13 protein-coding genes are annotated in these 14,605 nt (G+C 62.7%); all 13 read right to left on the reverse strand.

What is annotated here, in order from left to right; all coding sequences use genetic code 11:
• Nucleotides 1–5: 5 nt before the first annotated feature.
• A complete protein-coding gene (locus RTQ46_RS06625) occupies nucleotides 6–752 on the reverse strand; it encodes a hypothetical protein (RefSeq protein ID WP_312435387.1) in 747 nt (248 codons plus the stop codon).
• Nucleotides 749–1,009, reverse strand: a complete 261-nt coding sequence (locus tag RTQ46_RS06630) for a hypothetical protein (protein WP_312435388.1) — start codon at nucleotides 1,007–1,009, stop codon at nucleotides 749–751. Before RTQ46_RS06630 ends, RTQ46_RS06625 begins: the two co-directional genes overlap by 4 nt.
• The gene (locus RTQ46_RS06635; protein ID WP_312435389.1) at nucleotides 1,006–3,141 is read right to left on the reverse strand and encodes a hypothetical protein; all 2,136 of its coding nucleotides are present in this window, start codon (nucleotides 3,139–3,141) and stop codon (nucleotides 1,006–1,008) included. Before RTQ46_RS06635 ends, RTQ46_RS06630 begins: the two co-directional genes overlap by 4 nt.
• Nucleotides 3,138–4,607 carry a hypothetical protein gene (locus RTQ46_RS06640; RefSeq protein ID WP_312435390.1) on the reverse strand — a complete coding sequence of 490 codons (1,470 nt, stop codon included), beginning with the start codon at nucleotides 4,605–4,607 and terminating at the stop codon, nucleotides 3,138–3,140. Before RTQ46_RS06640 ends, RTQ46_RS06635 begins: the two co-directional genes overlap by 4 nt.
• Nucleotides 4,600–10,173, reverse strand: coding sequence for a hypothetical protein (locus RTQ46_RS06645; protein ID WP_312435391.1), 5,574 nt, complete (start codon nucleotides 10,171–10,173; stop codon nucleotides 4,600–4,602). The genes RTQ46_RS06640 and RTQ46_RS06645 overlap by 8 nt, the downstream gene beginning before the upstream one ends.
• A complete protein-coding gene (locus RTQ46_RS06650; protein WP_312435392.1) occupies nucleotides 10,174–10,416 on the reverse strand; it encodes a hypothetical protein in 243 nt (80 codons plus the stop codon).
• Nucleotides 10,417–10,520: 104 nt separating this feature from the next.
• Complete coding sequence (locus RTQ46_RS06655) at nucleotides 10,521–10,985, reverse strand: hypothetical protein (protein ID WP_312435394.1); 465 nt, start codon at nucleotides 10,983–10,985, stop codon at nucleotides 10,521–10,523.
• Nucleotides 10,986–11,120: 135 nt separating this feature from the next.
• Entirely contained in the window at nucleotides 11,121–12,323 is a 1,203-nt protein-coding gene (locus RTQ46_RS06660; protein ID WP_312435395.1) for a phage tail tube protein, read from the reverse strand.
• A gap of 66 nt (nucleotides 12,324–12,389) precedes the next feature.
• The gene (locus RTQ46_RS06665) at nucleotides 12,390–12,791 is read right to left on the reverse strand and encodes a phage tail terminator-like protein (protein ID WP_312435396.1); all 402 of its coding nucleotides are present in this window, start codon (nucleotides 12,789–12,791) and stop codon (nucleotides 12,390–12,392) included.
• Complete coding sequence (locus RTQ46_RS06670) at nucleotides 12,788–13,285, reverse strand: hypothetical protein (protein WP_312435397.1); 498 nt, start codon at nucleotides 13,283–13,285, stop codon at nucleotides 12,788–12,790. Before RTQ46_RS06670 ends, RTQ46_RS06665 begins: the two co-directional genes overlap by 4 nt.
• Nucleotides 13,285–13,659 (reverse strand): hypothetical protein, encoded by a 375-nt coding sequence (locus RTQ46_RS06675; RefSeq protein ID WP_312435399.1) that lies wholly within the window; start codon nucleotides 13,657–13,659, stop codon nucleotides 13,285–13,287. Before RTQ46_RS06675 ends, RTQ46_RS06670 begins: the two co-directional genes overlap by 1 nt.
• Nucleotides 13,656–14,096 carry a hypothetical protein gene (locus RTQ46_RS06680; protein ID WP_312435400.1) on the reverse strand — a complete coding sequence of 147 codons (441 nt, stop codon included), beginning with the start codon at nucleotides 14,094–14,096 and terminating at the stop codon, nucleotides 13,656–13,658. Before RTQ46_RS06680 ends, RTQ46_RS06675 begins: the two co-directional genes overlap by 4 nt.
• Nucleotides 14,093–14,605, reverse strand: coding sequence for a DnaT-like ssDNA-binding protein (locus RTQ46_RS06685; protein WP_312435402.1), 513 nt, complete (start codon nucleotides 14,603–14,605; stop codon nucleotides 14,093–14,095). Before RTQ46_RS06685 ends, RTQ46_RS06680 begins: the two co-directional genes overlap by 4 nt.

The following is a 14,605-nucleotide window of genomic DNA, read 5'->3' on the forward strand; positions in this document are numbered from 1 at the left end:
GGTCCTTAATAATCAGCCATGTCAATAAGCAGAGCCGTGCTGGCGCGGTAGCGCATGTTCAGTGCAAAGGGAGGAATATTCTCCGGCTGAGCATCGACGCACATCTGCGTTCGATCCAAGATATTTGGCGCGCGAAACAAAAATGCTCCCGCAAATTGCATCAGCGTTGAGACGCTGGCGCCAGGTGATACGGCAAGCCCGCGCGACCCACTACCATCAGCCAGTCCGCAAACTGCCGGCCGGGCCATATTGGGAAATGTGTAGCTCTGCAGGTCAAACGAACCGGCCGGCGGTGTGGCGGCCGTGAAGTCGCCGATCGCGCGCGGCATGATCATCTTTGCGCCCGCATCGAAGGTGCAATTGCCGGCGGCATCAAACAGCCAAAACCCGAATCCGCCGCTAACCGGCCCTGTCAGCGGCGCGAAACAATGCACAGTGGCCTGCTGGGCAGTGGGCGTGGAGCCGCTTCCGCCCGATGATGCCGAGCAATAAACGAGGATGTCCCAAGTATTGGCCGCCGATAGCGTGACCGAATAAACACTGAACAGTTTCCCCAAGGTCATTTCAACAAAAACTAACGGCTCGTTAATGGAAACTACACGGTAACGCCCCAGTACCTTGGCAGTGCTGGGAGAGCCTGGCACGTCAGCCGACCCGATGTAAGGCGCCGGTCCGATGTAGGCAAGCCCAGGGCTGTCCGCAGAAAGAATCAGCCCGCCATCATTATTTTCAAAGTAGATGCCAAAGGTCATAAGGAGAAAATGTATATTTTTTCAATTTTTTTAAAATCCGCGCCATTGACAGAAACTGTCGGCACGCCCCCTGGATAGCTCAACTGTGCCAGTGAGCCGCTCAGTGTTTTAAATGTGCGGCCCGCAAAAGCAGGAAAGGATCGCGTTGCAGCAACGCCTGGAGATACAACCATCAGATCGACAAACACGATGCCGAAACTGTCTGAACTAACCAGCACGGTGCCATCCGCTTTAAATAATGTCAGTCCGAAGTTCATGCGGTTCGCTTCCCAAAAGTTCCTCGCAGCGTGCCGTTATCGTCGAAAGTCTTGATAGCATCCCCGGAGATCTCGACGCGGCCACCTGTTGTCCGGCTGCGCAACATTCCGATTGTCCCGGTTGCGGCGATCAGCTCTCCTGAAAATTTCGCATTGCCATTGACGATGGAGAGGCCTGGCGCTTCCACATCACCATTGGCTGTCACCTGGAGATATTTACCAGTCCCCGCATTGCCCATCAGCAGGCCCTCCGGCCCCAGATAATATCCACCGCCATTCCCTGGCCATCCCCATCCGGTGAACCCGCCGCCGGCGATGGCGCCTCGCGCACGAAGATTGTTGATCTCCAGATCGCCGCTGCGATACAGTCGCCAGCCGGACTGGCCGGCTACAAAATTGCTCGACCAGATATCCCCGCCAATTTTTGCGTTGGTGATCGAGGCGTTCTGGATGAAAGCGTCAGCGACATACATGCCGATCGGGATAGTCACGCCGCCGATCACCGTCTCCGTCGTGCGCACGATAAATGGCACAGCCGTGGGAATCCCGCTGCTGGCAGGCGCGGCGATAAAGAACGTGCTGGCGCGCACGCCGAGATCCACGCGTCCCCCGCCGGCGATCAGCTCAAGCCCGCCCGCAACACCATCAGCGTCAACCTGGACGGAATATTTCGCCTGCACCTGGCCCAGCGAGTTGGCAGTGGCGTCGGCAAGGACTTTGACGGCTGCATATTTCTGCACTAGCCCCGTCACAGGGTCAGTTAGGATCGCTTGCGCCTGCTGCAGAAAATTAGCCGCCGCCTGGGCGCTGCCATCGGCGCCGCTTTTTGACGTGGCGGCCTGCGATGCAAACACGCCTGCATCAGCTGCCTTGGTCGTCGCTGTACCAGCGGAACTGCTTGCCGATGCCGCGCTTTGCCCGGCTGCTGTCGATGCCGCGCTGGCCGTGCCAGCCGACTGCAGCGCTGCGCTGGCCGCGCCGCTGGCGGAATCGCGTGCCGCTTTCGCCTCAATCGCCGACTGGGATGATGCAGCGGCCTGCACGCCGGCAGCAGTTGCTGAGCCAGCCGCGCTGTCCTTACTGGTTGACGCGGCACTGGCGCTGGCGCCGGCCGCGCCAGCTGAATTGGCAGCGGTGCGGGCCGAGTTTTCCGCCGCTGCGGCGCTGCCGCCTGCAGCACTGGCCGCCTGTGACGACTGTCCAGCTGACGTCGACGCGGCGCCGGCGGCCGTGCTGGCACTGGTAGCCGACTGGTTCGCCTGGCTGGCGTACTGGCTGGCGCCGCCGGCAGCGGCATCTGCGGCTGCAGCATCAAGCGCCGCCGCTGCTGCTGCCTGAGCAGCGGCAGCTGCCGAGGAGGCCGCACTGGCCGTATCGCCATATGCCTCGTCCAGCTCATCGATTAGATCGATTTTCGCGCCCAGATCCGCATGCAGTTGCGACTGCGTGATCTCGCCGGTCAGTACCTGCAGCAGATGCTCGACCTCGGCATTCGAGGCGCCCACCGTGCCGCTGCTGGCGTTGTATGGGCCGGGGATGCTCGCTCGCGACACATAGCGAATCCAGTAATAGCGGAATACGCCCGGCCCGACTGGATCGGTGTATTCACGGCCGTCGGCACGGCCGACAAGCGCCGCTTGGGCGAAATCATTCACCGACGCGCGCCACACCTCGGTGTGCGACAGGTTGCTGTAATTGGCCGGCGCAGCGTTCCAGTGCAGCACGATGGCCGCTGGCGTGCCTGTGGCGACCAGTCCAGTCGGCGCCGGCGGCGGCCGCAGATCCAGCGCCTGGGTTTTGGCGATGGTCTGGCGGGCGTAATATGTCAGGCCATCGATCACCGTGGTGGCCGTGACAGTCACAATGCTGGCCGTCATATCCGCGAATTTGAGCACGGCGTCGCCGTTGGTCACCGTCAGCGGCACCGGCGGCTCGCTGGCAAATGTGACCTCGCCCACGGCGCCCAGCATCAGCGCCGAGAACGTGATCGTTGCCGGTGTCGGCACACCCGCCAGCGACACCTCGAACATCGTGGCGCTGGCCGACAGCATCAGCGCGCGGTCGATCGGCGTCGAGTAGCGCGGCACCGTATTCATGATCAGGCGGTCACGCTCGCCCAGCAGCGCGCTCAAACCATCACCCCGACGGTCACGCGGCCGGTCAGCCAGTAGCGCGACAGCAGCACCACCACGCCCGGGGCGCCATCCTGCAGGCCGTAGCGCGCATCCGTAAGGGTCACGGCCTGGCCCAGTTCCAGCATCATCATCTCGGGTTCTCCGTCAAATTCGTAGATCGTGCGCGGCACGCTGTTCAACACCAGGCGCCGCGCGGCCTCGGCATGCGCGTCGGCGCGGGTTTTCAGGCAGGTATCGACCTGCACCGGGTCATCGCTGAGGCGGTACCGAGCGCGCACTGCCTCATCGACCACTGTTTCGGTCAGCCATTCAGTGCCGTACAGGTCGGCATGCTCTGGCGGGATGCTGGTCGTCAGGCTGGCCTGCACGGTGTAGTTCTGGTCGAAGCCAATTTTCACGGCCGCCGTCACCGGCAGACGCTGCACCGGGTGCAACGTTTTCTCCATCATCTGGTCCGGGCCGATCTCCACCGGCACACCCAGGCCCGGCAGCGCGACCTGGACCAGTCGCAGCTGGCCGGTGCGCGACATAATCGCTTGCGCGCCCACGCTAGCCGCCAGCTGCTGGATGGCCTGCGCCTGATTGGTGCGGTCGGCGATGTACAGGCCCACCAGCTGCTGGTGCGCCGCGTCGAAGGCGTCCAGATTGACCAGGTCCAGATCGGCAGCTGTGAAGCGATCCGCCGCCTTGCCATAGCCGGTGGCGATGCGCTGCACCAGCGGGGCGATGCGCGGCGCGTAGCCAGCCACGTTGTCGCCCTGCACGCTGGCGGTGATCACTTGGGCCAGCGGATTCGTGATCGGCGTGAAGCGGCCGGCCGCGTTGTCGATCGTGGCCGCCACCGGCTTGCCGTTGGCCCGCACCTCGGCGATCGACTCGACGGCGCCGAGAAAGCCATATTCCAGCGTGGCCGGGTTGGTAGCCAGCGGCGAAACGTTGTGGCATTCGCCGAACGGCACCGGCAGGACCGCGTCCTTGTTCTGCGTGGCGCCGCCCAGCTTGGCCTCGGTGATCGGGGTGTTCAAACGCTGCAACTTGTCGCGCAGCGCCAGGGTGATCGATTCGCGGCCCGACACGCCTACGTCGGCGATGATGCCGTCGAACACCAGGCGGAACTGACCACGCGGCCAGGCCGGGTCGCCAGACCAGACGCGGATGGCCCGATTGGTCCACACATCGCCGAGCCAGCCGTCGAGCGCGCCGTCGGCGTTGTCCAGCGCGATATCGCCGCCCGACAGCCCTGCCTCACCGGTCAGGCTGACCTGCTCGGTGAAGGCCAGGCCGCCGGTGGCCAGCGGAAGATATTCGACGTTGGCCGGCGTGTCAGCCGGGCCGGTGGTGTACAGGCGCGACGAGAGGTAACGCGTCACCTCGACGCCGGCCACGTTCACTTGGGCCTCGATCAGCACCATGCGCGCAGCGGCCGAATCCTGCAGCCACGCTAAAAACTGATCATCAGACATACTCCACCTTTCTATTTGCTTTTTCCCACGCCGATGTTTTGGCTGACTTATCGACGCCTGCTACCACCACCTTCGCGGCGCTGGCGTTCGATTCAACCGTGGCACGGATCGCGGCGCCGGTCTGCTTGTCCTGGTCGCCACGCAGGCCTTTGATTTCCTCGCGCAGCATCTTGACCTCCGCCACCAGCGCATCGGTGTTGCCGCCGCCCTGGCTTGGTGCGCCGCCGAAGTAGCGACGCATGGCCGCCGCAGCCTGCGCATCGACCACCACCTCGCCGCGGTGCAGCTCGGCCGCGTAACCATCGAACGGGACGTTGGCCAGGCCACCGGCGTGCGAGCCGTCGAACTTCACGCCCAAGCCGGTAGCCGCGCCCATTGCCGCATTCAAGTTGGCAATCCCCTGCGCCACCGTCAGCACCGAGTCGTTGATGGTGATCAGGCCAGATACCTGCGCTGTCAGCGCATCCAGGCTGGCCTGCTGCACATCCACCTGGGTGCTGGCCCAGCGCATGGCCTCGTCATTGGCCGCCATCACGCGCGCGTAGTCCGCCACGTACTTCGCATCCGACGCGTTGACCACCTGCGAGGCCGTCAGGAACGCCTGCTCGGCCGCCGACAGGCCAGACTGCGCCGTGCTGTCGCCGGCATTCGCCGCTGCCAAGGTTTTCTCGAACTGCGCCCGCGCCTCGGCATATTTCTGCTCCGGCGTCAGCGTGGACTGAGCGCCCAAGGCGAAACTGGCATTCAGGCCGTTAAGCGTTGTCACCCACGATTTCGACTTGTCCAATGCAGCCTTCGCCGCCGTCGATTCCGTTTCGTATGCCTTGGCAAGCGCGTCCTTGGCCGATACCACAGCCTTGGCCGCCTGCACCTGGTCGAACAGCGCCTTGTTGACGTCGGCGATGCCGGCGCGCTGGATGGCCAGCAGCTGGGCTTCGGTCTTCGTCAGCTCGTTCAGCTGCTGCTGCAGGTCGCGGTGCTCGCTGGCGATTTCGCTGGCGGTTTTCGCCACAGCAGCGAAGTCGCCGGTGGCCGCCGCCAGCTCGGCGGCGTAGTCGGCCGCAGCTTTGAACGGCTCGGCCAGCGCGATCAGCTGCGCGTACATAGCCTGGCCGGCTGCCGTATTCAGGTCCTGCGCCAGCACCAAGGCCTTGAATTGGTCGACCGTAGTCACTCCTGAAACGCCCAACTTGCCCATGGCATCGTTCACCGACTTGGTGATCGGCGCCATGCGCTCCGCTTCGGTTAGGAAGTTTTCGACAAAATAGCTGGTGCCACTGGTCAGCTTTTCGAGACCACCAGTTGCTGCGATCAGGTTTTCGCTCAGCGCGACGGCGCCCAAGCCGGTGGTGTTGAACGATTTGCCCAGCACGGCCAGCACGTCGGATACCTGCATATAGTCGTTGGTGACGCGCACCAGCGTTTCCAGGTAGCCCTCGCCGACAGCCTGGTATTGCGCCAGGCCGGCCACGCCGAACTTGGCCATGTCGTCACCGAGCTTGGAAAAGGCCGTTTCCAGCGCCTTCTGCTGCTCTTCGCCCTTCAGATCCTTCAGGCTGATCTTGCCCAGATCGACCACGAAGGTATTCAACTTGGCATTGAAGGCGGCACCACCCAAGCCCAGCACATCGGCCGCGCTGCGGATGGTGTCACCCATGCCGCTGATGATCATGCTGAACTGGTCGTTCATTTCATCGGACAGCGCAGCGGTCTGCGTGCTGTTCTTGCTGCTGTACGAGATCCCGAAGGCCTTCTTCTTCGTGTTGATATCGGCGTAGGCCTGGGCGGTAAAGCCCAACGCGTCGACATCGCCCAGCGACATGGCCTTGCCGGTGATGCCTTGGTCTTTGATCGAGGTCGACGTGTTGAACAGTTTCGACACGACACCACCGAGCACCGTGCCAAGCACGGCGCCGATTGCCAGGCCGAGCGGTCCGCCGATCGCTGCCATGCCCATGCCCAGGTACGTGCCAAGTGCAGCACCACCGACGCCACCGGTCACGGCGCCGGTAACGGTGCCCAGCGTGCCGCCAAGCACTTTCGTGCCGGTCTGTACGCCAGCTGCCGCGCCACCGCCTGCTTCAGTCACGCCATCGCGCGCCAGCAGGTTGCCCAGGTTGCCGATGCCGGCCACCATCTGTTTCAGCGACTGGTCCATCGAAATGGTGTGCGCCAGGCCCAGGCCGCTGTTTTTCTCCATGATGGCCAGGCTGTGTGCGATCGATTCCGATTTCGCGGACGAGTCGCCCAGCACCGAACCGGTACCGGTGGCCGCTTGACGCTGCTGGGACAGACTGATCGATGATCCGCCGCCCCCGCCACTGGCCAGGCCGATGGCAGCAAGCATGGCGGCCACGATACCGACCGCAGCCAGATTGCCAGGGAATGGTACGGCGATAGCGCCGGCCATGGCAGTCGTCGCCAGGGCGCCCTGCTTCACGCCCTCAGCGGCCACGGTAACCGGTACGGTCGCCACGGTCGCGGTCACCTCAGCGGCTTTCGCCGTGACGAACAGCCCGGTGAAAGCAGTCAGCAAGCCGCTTTTAGTAAGCATGCTCTGGACGGCCATGGCCATCTCATACGCACGATATGCTTTCTCGACGCCCTCCATCGCCTTGTAGCCGGCCGAGTTCTCTTTGAAAAAGCCCTTGGCCGCGCTGGCCATGTCGCCGTAGCTCTTGACCTGCGCCTGAGCGCCCTGCTGCGCAGCAGCAGCTTGGGCCTTGGCGATCTTTTCCTGATCTCCGCCAGCGCTCGTCATTGAGGTTGCCAGTTGCGCAGCTATCGCCGCTTGTGTGCGCTCATACCCAGTCAGGGCCGTCGTCAATCCACCGATAGCGGTGCCGACCGCACCAAAAGACGCTGCCATGCCCTGCGCTGCCGCCTGCGCTGCCGTGTCGATGGCCGTCAAAATGTCCAACAGCTCCTTTGCCTTTGCAACATCCGTCCCGGCCTCCTGCGCCTGGGCGATACCCTGCGCGGCGCGAAGACGTTTCAGGCTGTCGATCTTGCGGTTGTTCAGCTCGATGGTTTTCTCGCTGTTCGCGAATCCGGCCAGCGCGGCGCTCTGCTCTTCCAAGTCGGCGATGGCCAGCGCCGTCTTGGCCGCCGGCAGCATGCCATATGTCCGGATCTGCTCTTCCACCGCCGCGACCTGCGCATTAATGCTGGCGATTTCCTTGTTGGCAGCATCGCTGGCGGCCGTGGCACCGGCTGCTTTGCGCAGGCGTTCCTCCTCCTCTCGAATGAAATCCGCATCAAAAAACGCCTTCTCAGCTGCATCACGCTTGCCAAGGATCTCGTTCAGTTCCTTCTGGTGCTTGGCGGCCTCCGCTTTGGTGGCGCTGTTGTGCCCTTGCAGTGCATCGATCTGCTGGTCGAAGGCATCAATCTGCGCCTCGTACGTCTTTGTGGCGTATTCACGCTTGTTGGCATAGGCCTGCTGAACGGATAGCTCGCCACCTTTCAAGTACATATCATCAAGTTTGCCCAATGCGTCGTAGTGTGCTTTGGTGGCGGCAGCCTCCTTCTCGAACTGTTTCAGTTGGTCGGCGAGCTGCGTGTTCTCGACCGGGTCTGCCTTCGGGGTAGGCTCCCGCCCTCCCGAATCGCGGTAGGTTGGCGTGCCGACGTAAGTTTTGTCATAGAGTGCGAGGACCTTTTTGCGCGCGGCTTCTTGCGCGACAGCGCCTTCATTGGCCGATTTCAAGAGAATATCTGAAGCCGCTTTTGCATAGTCGGCATCGACCTTAAGCCGCTCATCGGCTTCTGCCTTGCGTTTTGCCGTCCTGGTGGCGTTTCGTTCAGCTTCGGCCTTCGTAAACCGGTCGAATTCGCCGGTCAACTTGGCTTGCTGACTGACGTAATCCGCATATTCTTGCGCCAATTCGCTTTGCAGTCCCGCCTCAATGCGCACAGCACGGCGAGTTCGCTCCGGCGCCGCAATAGATTTATCGTCGTAATTCGCCCTCGCCTGCACGTCAAATTTACTTACCAGGTCATCGCGCGCTTGCCGGTGATCCGCCCACGCCCATGCCTTGACAAGAACGGTATTCGCATTGCTAACTGTGTTGGCCAGCCAGACAAAAGTCGACGCAAGGTTATGCCCCCACTCTTCCAACTGATTATTTTTGGACAATTCACTTACTTCGCCATTAGCGTCCTTTAGTGATTTCGTGAGCGCCATTACAGACACCGTGAGCACCTCGTTGAATGTCTCACCGAAGCGCGTTTTCAAATCGGTGACATACCGTTGCATCGAAGTGATCTGCTTGCCAGCGGTATCCATACTGGCGGTGTAGGTCCCGGCAATATCCGAGCCGCGATCAATGACAGCATTCAGGCGGGCCTGCACGCGCTCGTTCTCCGTCAGCTCCTTCGTCGTCTTACCAAGCTCATCGGCCATCTGGCGATACGCGCTTTGCAAGTTCACGTTGATGCCGATGTTGCGCAGGATGAGCACGTTGCCGCGCGAAATGCCGTTCACCAGGCGATCAAATGCGTCTGACGAATTCAGGTGGCCGATGACGGCCGCATCTTGGGCGATGCGCGCCAGCACGGTGGCGTTTTTCAGGTCGACGTGTGCCTGGACCAGCTTGACTGCTGACTCCCGAGACTCGATCATGGTAATGCCCTGGGCAGCAATCGCTTCAGTTGCAGTGAGCATCTGCGTTTTGGTATAGCCGGCGTTCCGCCCTACCACCTCGATCACGACGCCAAGCGTCTCGAACCGGGCAGCAAGCAAAGCGGATTCCTTGATGTAATCCCACACTTTTAGCGCCGCGTATGCAGTAACAAGCATTTTGACGGCATCAGCCAGCACATTGGACGAGCGAGCAGCCTCCTCCTTTGCTTTGGCCGCCGCCTTGATGGCGTCTTCATATGCCTTGATCGTGGCAATGGCTTGTTGCGTTTCCTTGGTCACGCCCATCTGTGCAGCCTGATAGGCCAGCAGCTGTGTGCGGCTCATACCAATCGTGGCGGCCTGCTCACGCATGCGCTCGATCAGCTGCTGCTGGCCCAGCGTGAGCTGCGTGGTTGATGCGCCGAGCGCGGTATTGGCTTGCGCAGTTGCGCGCGCCTGCTCAGCCTGCGCCTGCATAATTCTGGCGGTATCGGCCATCTGACCATTGCTGACGGACGCGCGCTGCCCCGTACGGGCGGTGGCATCGCCGAGGCTATCGACGCTTTTGGCAGCATCACTGCCGCGGCGCCACACGCCAGAGGATGCATTAGTGAAACCGTCCAGCGCGCTGGCGCCCTCCACCGATGTCGAGCGCACGCGCACCGCTGCAGCGCTCAACGAATCTACGGACGTGGCGGTGCCCGCTACTTTTTGAGCAGCGCGCACACCTGCCTCGCCAACAGCATCAACGGCCGCAGCGCTGTCCGTCACCTTGGCCTTCGCCGCGGCGTTGGCCTCGCCCAGCTTGTCGACGGCTGCCGTAGCGCCGGCGGTCTTCTGCTCGACGCGCACCGCTGCTTCGCCAAGGGTGTCCAAGGCCTTGCTGCCCTCGACAACTTGGCGCGTGTCGATGGAAAGTCCAAGCTGGGCGATATCGGGCATCTAAGGTTCCTTCTTGTTTTGGTGATGAATGAACAGCGCATCGAGGCGATCGATGATTGATTCTTCAAACGGATCGAAGCGCACCTGGTGGCGCGCCTGCCAGGCCAGGATCTCGGCGCTGGTCAGCGCGTTCACGGCCATGCCGCACTGCCGCTTCTGGTTCAGCTGCGTGAACCAGGTCCATAGGTACGCCAGCTCCTGCGGCAACTGCGGCACGGGCGGGGTCTCGGGCGCGCGGTACAACGGGTTTTGCCGGGCGGTATCCAGGTGGTCGCCCTTGGCGTTGCCATCGCCTGCAGCTGACGCTCGATCAAACAGGTGATTGGCGTACAGCAGCAGGCTGGCCGTCAGACCTTCAAAAAATTGGCGTCGTTTTCGAGGGCGGCCGTGACGCGCTCTTGCCAGGTCGGGTATTTATCGAACGCCGTGGCGATCAGCGCCTTGTCGAACGCCACCGACGCGCCGTTGCTGGTGAAGCCGTACCAGTCGACGGCCACCGCCACGGCCAGGCGCTTCTGGTTGTCGTCGATAACGTGGACCAGCTGATCGGCACCTTCATCCGTAGACGCGTCGATGGCGGTCTTGCGCTTGGCCGACTTCTTGTAGCCTTCGGCGCGCAAAGCGTGGTTTTCCTTGCGGTACTCGTCGGAGTTCTTGCCGACGATGCGGATGCCGGCCACCGGCTCACCGTCGGCGTCGAAGATGACCGGCACGTCGAAGGTCACGCGCGCGGCCGGCGCGGACAGGTTGGCGATATCGAAACCAGCGACGGCCAGGGTTTGAGCGGTGTTCAGGGAAGCGGTAGTATTCATGGATATTGCCTTTTCGTGGGATGGAGAATAAGTGCCCGTGCCGGCCGCCGCGCCCACGAAGGCGACAGCGACCGGTCGGTGCTGGGGTGGCGCTTGCGCCAAAAAGAAGGCCCGGCGCGCGGCCGGGCCGAATGGTTACAGGCTGGTGTCCTGGAATGCCACAGTGGTGGACTCGTGCTGCGCGTCGTTGCCTTGGTAGCGCAGGATGTCGAACGCGCAGGTCACGATCTTATTTTTCTCGCCGTCATCGACCTTGGCGCTGGTGATCTTGATACGGCCCATGGCGATCGTCATCACTTCGGCCGTCGGTGCCGTGCTTGCCGCCATGGCGTACGCCAGTGGAAGCTCGACTTCCTGCTTGAAGTAGTCGATGTATGCGGAATCCTGCATCAGCACCGTGAACTGGCCGCTGCCCAGCACCTTGCCGCGCGAGGCGGCGGTGGCGAACTTGGAGCCGATCACCGGATCGATCTTGACCTGGCCATCCAGCGACAGCGACATGCCCGTGCAGATTTGCGACGGGATGCCGGCGACCGACAGCATGGCGGTGGCGCCGGAGAACTTGCCGGTGCCGGGCGTGGCGGCAGGCGCATTGAAGTAGGTGGCCGGTGTCGTCGGGCCTTCCAGCTTGCCCATCAGGGTGAAGTCCATGCTCGTGATGCCGTTTGGCTGCACAGCGATATCGACCTTGCTCACCAGCTGATCGATGAAGCAGCGATTGACCGCAATACCAGGATCCTGCACTTCTGCCGTGAACCAGTCTGTGGTGTGGCCGGTCAGCGGCGTGAAGCTGCGCTTGCCGGTGGCGGTGACGGTCACCGGGTCGCCTTCGACCTTCACGGTCATGGCGCTGCCATCCATGAACTGGCCCGTCAGCTTCAGCGCAGTGGCCGAAGTGACGAAGAAGTTCTTGCCGTTGTTGGCCGCGCCCGTGGTCAGGAAGCCGCCGATACGGACCACGGTACCGGCGCGGTGGCCGTCGGCCAGGAAGGAGCCGGCGCTGCGCGTCAGACCGGTGGCGCCCGATGCGATGGTGTTTTGCGCCGCGGTCACGCCGCCGGGCGTGAAGTCGCGGCGCAGTAGCGCGGCCAGCAGCACGGCGTAGGTGCCGCACGAAGCCTCGCCCTTAATGGCGCCGGAGGTGCGGAAGTTGCCCAGGCGGGTATCGCTCTGTTGCTGGCTTGGGTCGATCTCATTGCTCGAGTACTTGTCGGCGTCCGTATCAAACGTCGCGGTCACGCGCGGATAGAGCCGGCCGGCGGCGGCCAGCGCCTTCGTGCCTTCTGCAGGCTGCTTGCCGATGACGAGCAAGCTGTCGATACCATTTGCTGTTGCCATAATGATGATGCCTTTCTTTGGTCGAAAAAAAAGACCGCCGAGGCGATCTGTGTGGAGTGATGCTGGTTACAGGTTGCAGAAGTACCGGATCTTCACCGGCACCATCCAGCGGTCGTCGTCGGCCCGGCCGTCGGCAATCTCGGGCGTACGCTCGATTTGCACGGTGATGCCGTCTTTGGTAAAGCTGGCGCCGCGGTGGAACAGCGCCGCGATGGCTTCGGCGCGAGCGCCAGCGACTGCGGTGCCCTGCCCTGGTGGATATAACAGGCTCACTTGGAAGATGCCGCGCTCTTGGCGCGAGCCGTCGCCCATGGAATGGTTGTCCGGTTCTGCCGGCAGCAGGTAGGCGGCCTGATACGGCCGGCCGGTGACTGGCGTGTACGGCACGTTCTGCCATGCGGTGTCGATGGCCGGTACGAGGCTGGCCAGGGCCGATTCCAGCACGGCGCGTATTATTGGTTGGCTCATAATTTGTATGTCGAGTAGCCCTGCGCGAAGTCGCTGGCGGTAGTGCCGTCGCGCACACCGTTCACCGCGTTGTCCACAATAGTCCGGAATTCCACGACCGTCAGGGCAACCACGCCGACGGGCGCCTGTCGGGACCAGCCCTCCTCGATGCGCTTCGCATAAGGCAAGTTGTTCACGAGGTAGATCACGTCGCCGGCCTTCGCTGTGCTGATGACGCTGCCATGCGCGGCAATCGTGGCGCTGCCATCCTTGTCGATCAGGTCGCGCACGCCGGCCGTCGGCGAGCCAATGGAAAGCTGCCAGTTGGCGCGGAACCGGCCGCCAGTGTAGCCAGGTGGCGGCTTGCTCTTCCAGTACTTAGCGTCACCAACCGGCGAACGCTGCACCAGCTTGTTGTCGATTTTCATGGTGATGGCGCGCACCACCAGATCCTGATTGGCCTTGGTCTTGGCGATGAACTCGGCGATCTGCATGGAAAACGACATACTGGCCATCAAATCCCCCTGAGTTGCAGCGTGTGCAGCACGGCCACGTCCACCGGCGCGGTCGTTTCGACGGCCTTCACTGTGTAGCTGGCGCCGCCGAACAGCACCAGATCGGCCGTGGTAGGCGTCGGCATTGGCACGCCATGGCGCTGCAGCGGCGACAGCAGCAACTTCTGGTCGCCCGCTTGGATCAGCGTGCCGTCGATGTTCTCGGCCTCGTAAGCGATTTTCACGCCGGTGCCTTCGTAGTCCGTTGTGGTGACCGGCGCCGCGCCCAGGCCTGGATCGTACACGCCGGTCACGACCTGGCGCAGCACCACGATGCCACCCTTGCGGCGCAGGGACTGGTCGGCGCGCGCGGCTGTTTTGGCGTAGTCAGTCATGCCGAATCACTCCAGCGCGCGACGATCATTCGCTTCGTCATACCATGCTCGAACAGCAAGTTGGTGCCGTAGTCATGGCAAACCAGGTTGTCAGCCAGCATGCCGTAGTTGCGGCGCTTGAAGTCGCACAGGAATGCCGGCATCCGATCAGGATACTGCGCGTCGCCAGCGGGCCGTGTGCGCTCCATGATCAATACCGATCCGTTGGGGCTAATCCAGCGGCAGGGGGCGAACCAGCGCGCCAGCGGCGTATCCTTCACGCGCTGCCACGTTTCCCACTCGACAACATTCTGGAAATAGCCCGACCGCTCTTCGATTTTGATCACGCAGTCCGGAGCTACGGAACTTGTCCAGACGGCGCGCGACATCCCCTGATAAATCAGGTCGTCACACATCAAGTTGAAGAACTCGCGATGTATTGAAGGACTGACACTCATGCTCGTGTCACCCTCATCGAATTGCCGCCACCGGCCGAGCCGAAGTACGGTGCCAGGAGCGCGTCCACGGCCACGAAGCGCTCGCGCGCATCCGTGGTGTTCTGAAAGTACTCCGTTTCCAGCGGCCCCGTTTTGTCCTTCTTGATCGCGTTCGAGCCGGTGTCGAGGTCGGGCAGCAGATCCTCGCCGCTGCCGGCGCGCACGGCCAGGTCAATGCAGGCATTGACCACGTCGAGCGGCACGGTGGTGCTGGGCACGATGAAGCCGTCCACCACCACGTTGTAGCGCGGCCAGTCCAGCGCCTGCCGCTGATAAACGCGGAGACCGGCCCAGCGCGTGCGGTAGGTGGCCATGAACAGCACCGCCTTGCGCAGGGCGATTTCCTTATCAGTTTCGGCCAGCGCCGCCCAGGCAGTCAGGCCCAGGCTGGTGCAGCGGGCATCTGCCGCGGCGACGCTGGCATAGGATTCGGCATCGGCAAGGCCGGCGCCAGTCTCAATGACAAGCAT

The sequence above is a fragment of the Janthinobacterium sp. genome (assembly GCF_031995485.1).
In the GTDB taxonomy this organism is placed as follows: Bacteria; Pseudomonadota; Gammaproteobacteria; order Burkholderiales; family Burkholderiaceae_D; genus Janthinobacterium.

Bases quoted from the DNA above. Each gene is read 5' to 3' on its own strand.
- RTQ46_RS06630 (WP_312435388.1), bottom strand. From the start codon at position 1,009: ATGAACTTCGGACTGACATTATTTAAAGCGGATGGCACCGTGCTGGTT.
- RTQ46_RS06625 (WP_312435387.1), bottom strand. From the start codon at position 752: ATGACCTTTGGCATCTACTTTGAAAATAATGATGGCGGGCTGATTCTT.
- RTQ46_RS06665 (WP_312435396.1), bottom strand. From the start codon at position 12,791: ATGAGCCAACCAATAATACGCGCCGTGCTGGAATCGGCCCTGGCCAGC.
- RTQ46_RS06660 (WP_312435395.1), bottom strand. From the start codon at position 12,323: ATGGCAACAGCAAATGGTATCGACAGCTTGCTCGTCATCGGCAAGCAG.
- RTQ46_RS06645 (WP_312435391.1), bottom strand. From the start codon at position 10,173: ATGCCCGATATCGCCCAGCTTGGACTTTCCATCGACACGCGCCAAGTT.
- RTQ46_RS06675 (WP_312435399.1), bottom strand. From the start codon at position 13,659: ATGACTGACTACGCCAAAACAGCCGCGCGCGCCGACCAGTCCCTGCGC.
- RTQ46_RS06685 (WP_312435402.1), bottom strand. From the start codon at position 14,605: ATGCTTGTCATTGAGACTGGCGCCGGCCTTGCCGATGCCGAATCCTAT.
- RTQ46_RS06655 (WP_312435394.1), bottom strand. From the start codon at position 10,985: ATGAATACTACCGCTTCCCTGAACACCGCTCAAACCCTGGCCGTCGCT.
- RTQ46_RS06670 (WP_312435397.1), bottom strand. From the start codon at position 13,285: ATGGCCAGTATGTCGTTTTCCATGCAGATCGCCGAGTTCATCGCCAAG.
- RTQ46_RS06640 (WP_312435390.1), bottom strand. From the start codon at position 4,607: ATGTCTGATGATCAGTTTTTAGCGTGGCTGCAGGATTCGGCCGCTGCG.
- RTQ46_RS06680 (WP_312435400.1), bottom strand. From the start codon at position 14,096: ATGAGTGTCAGTCCTTCAATACATCGCGAGTTCTTCAACTTGATGTGT.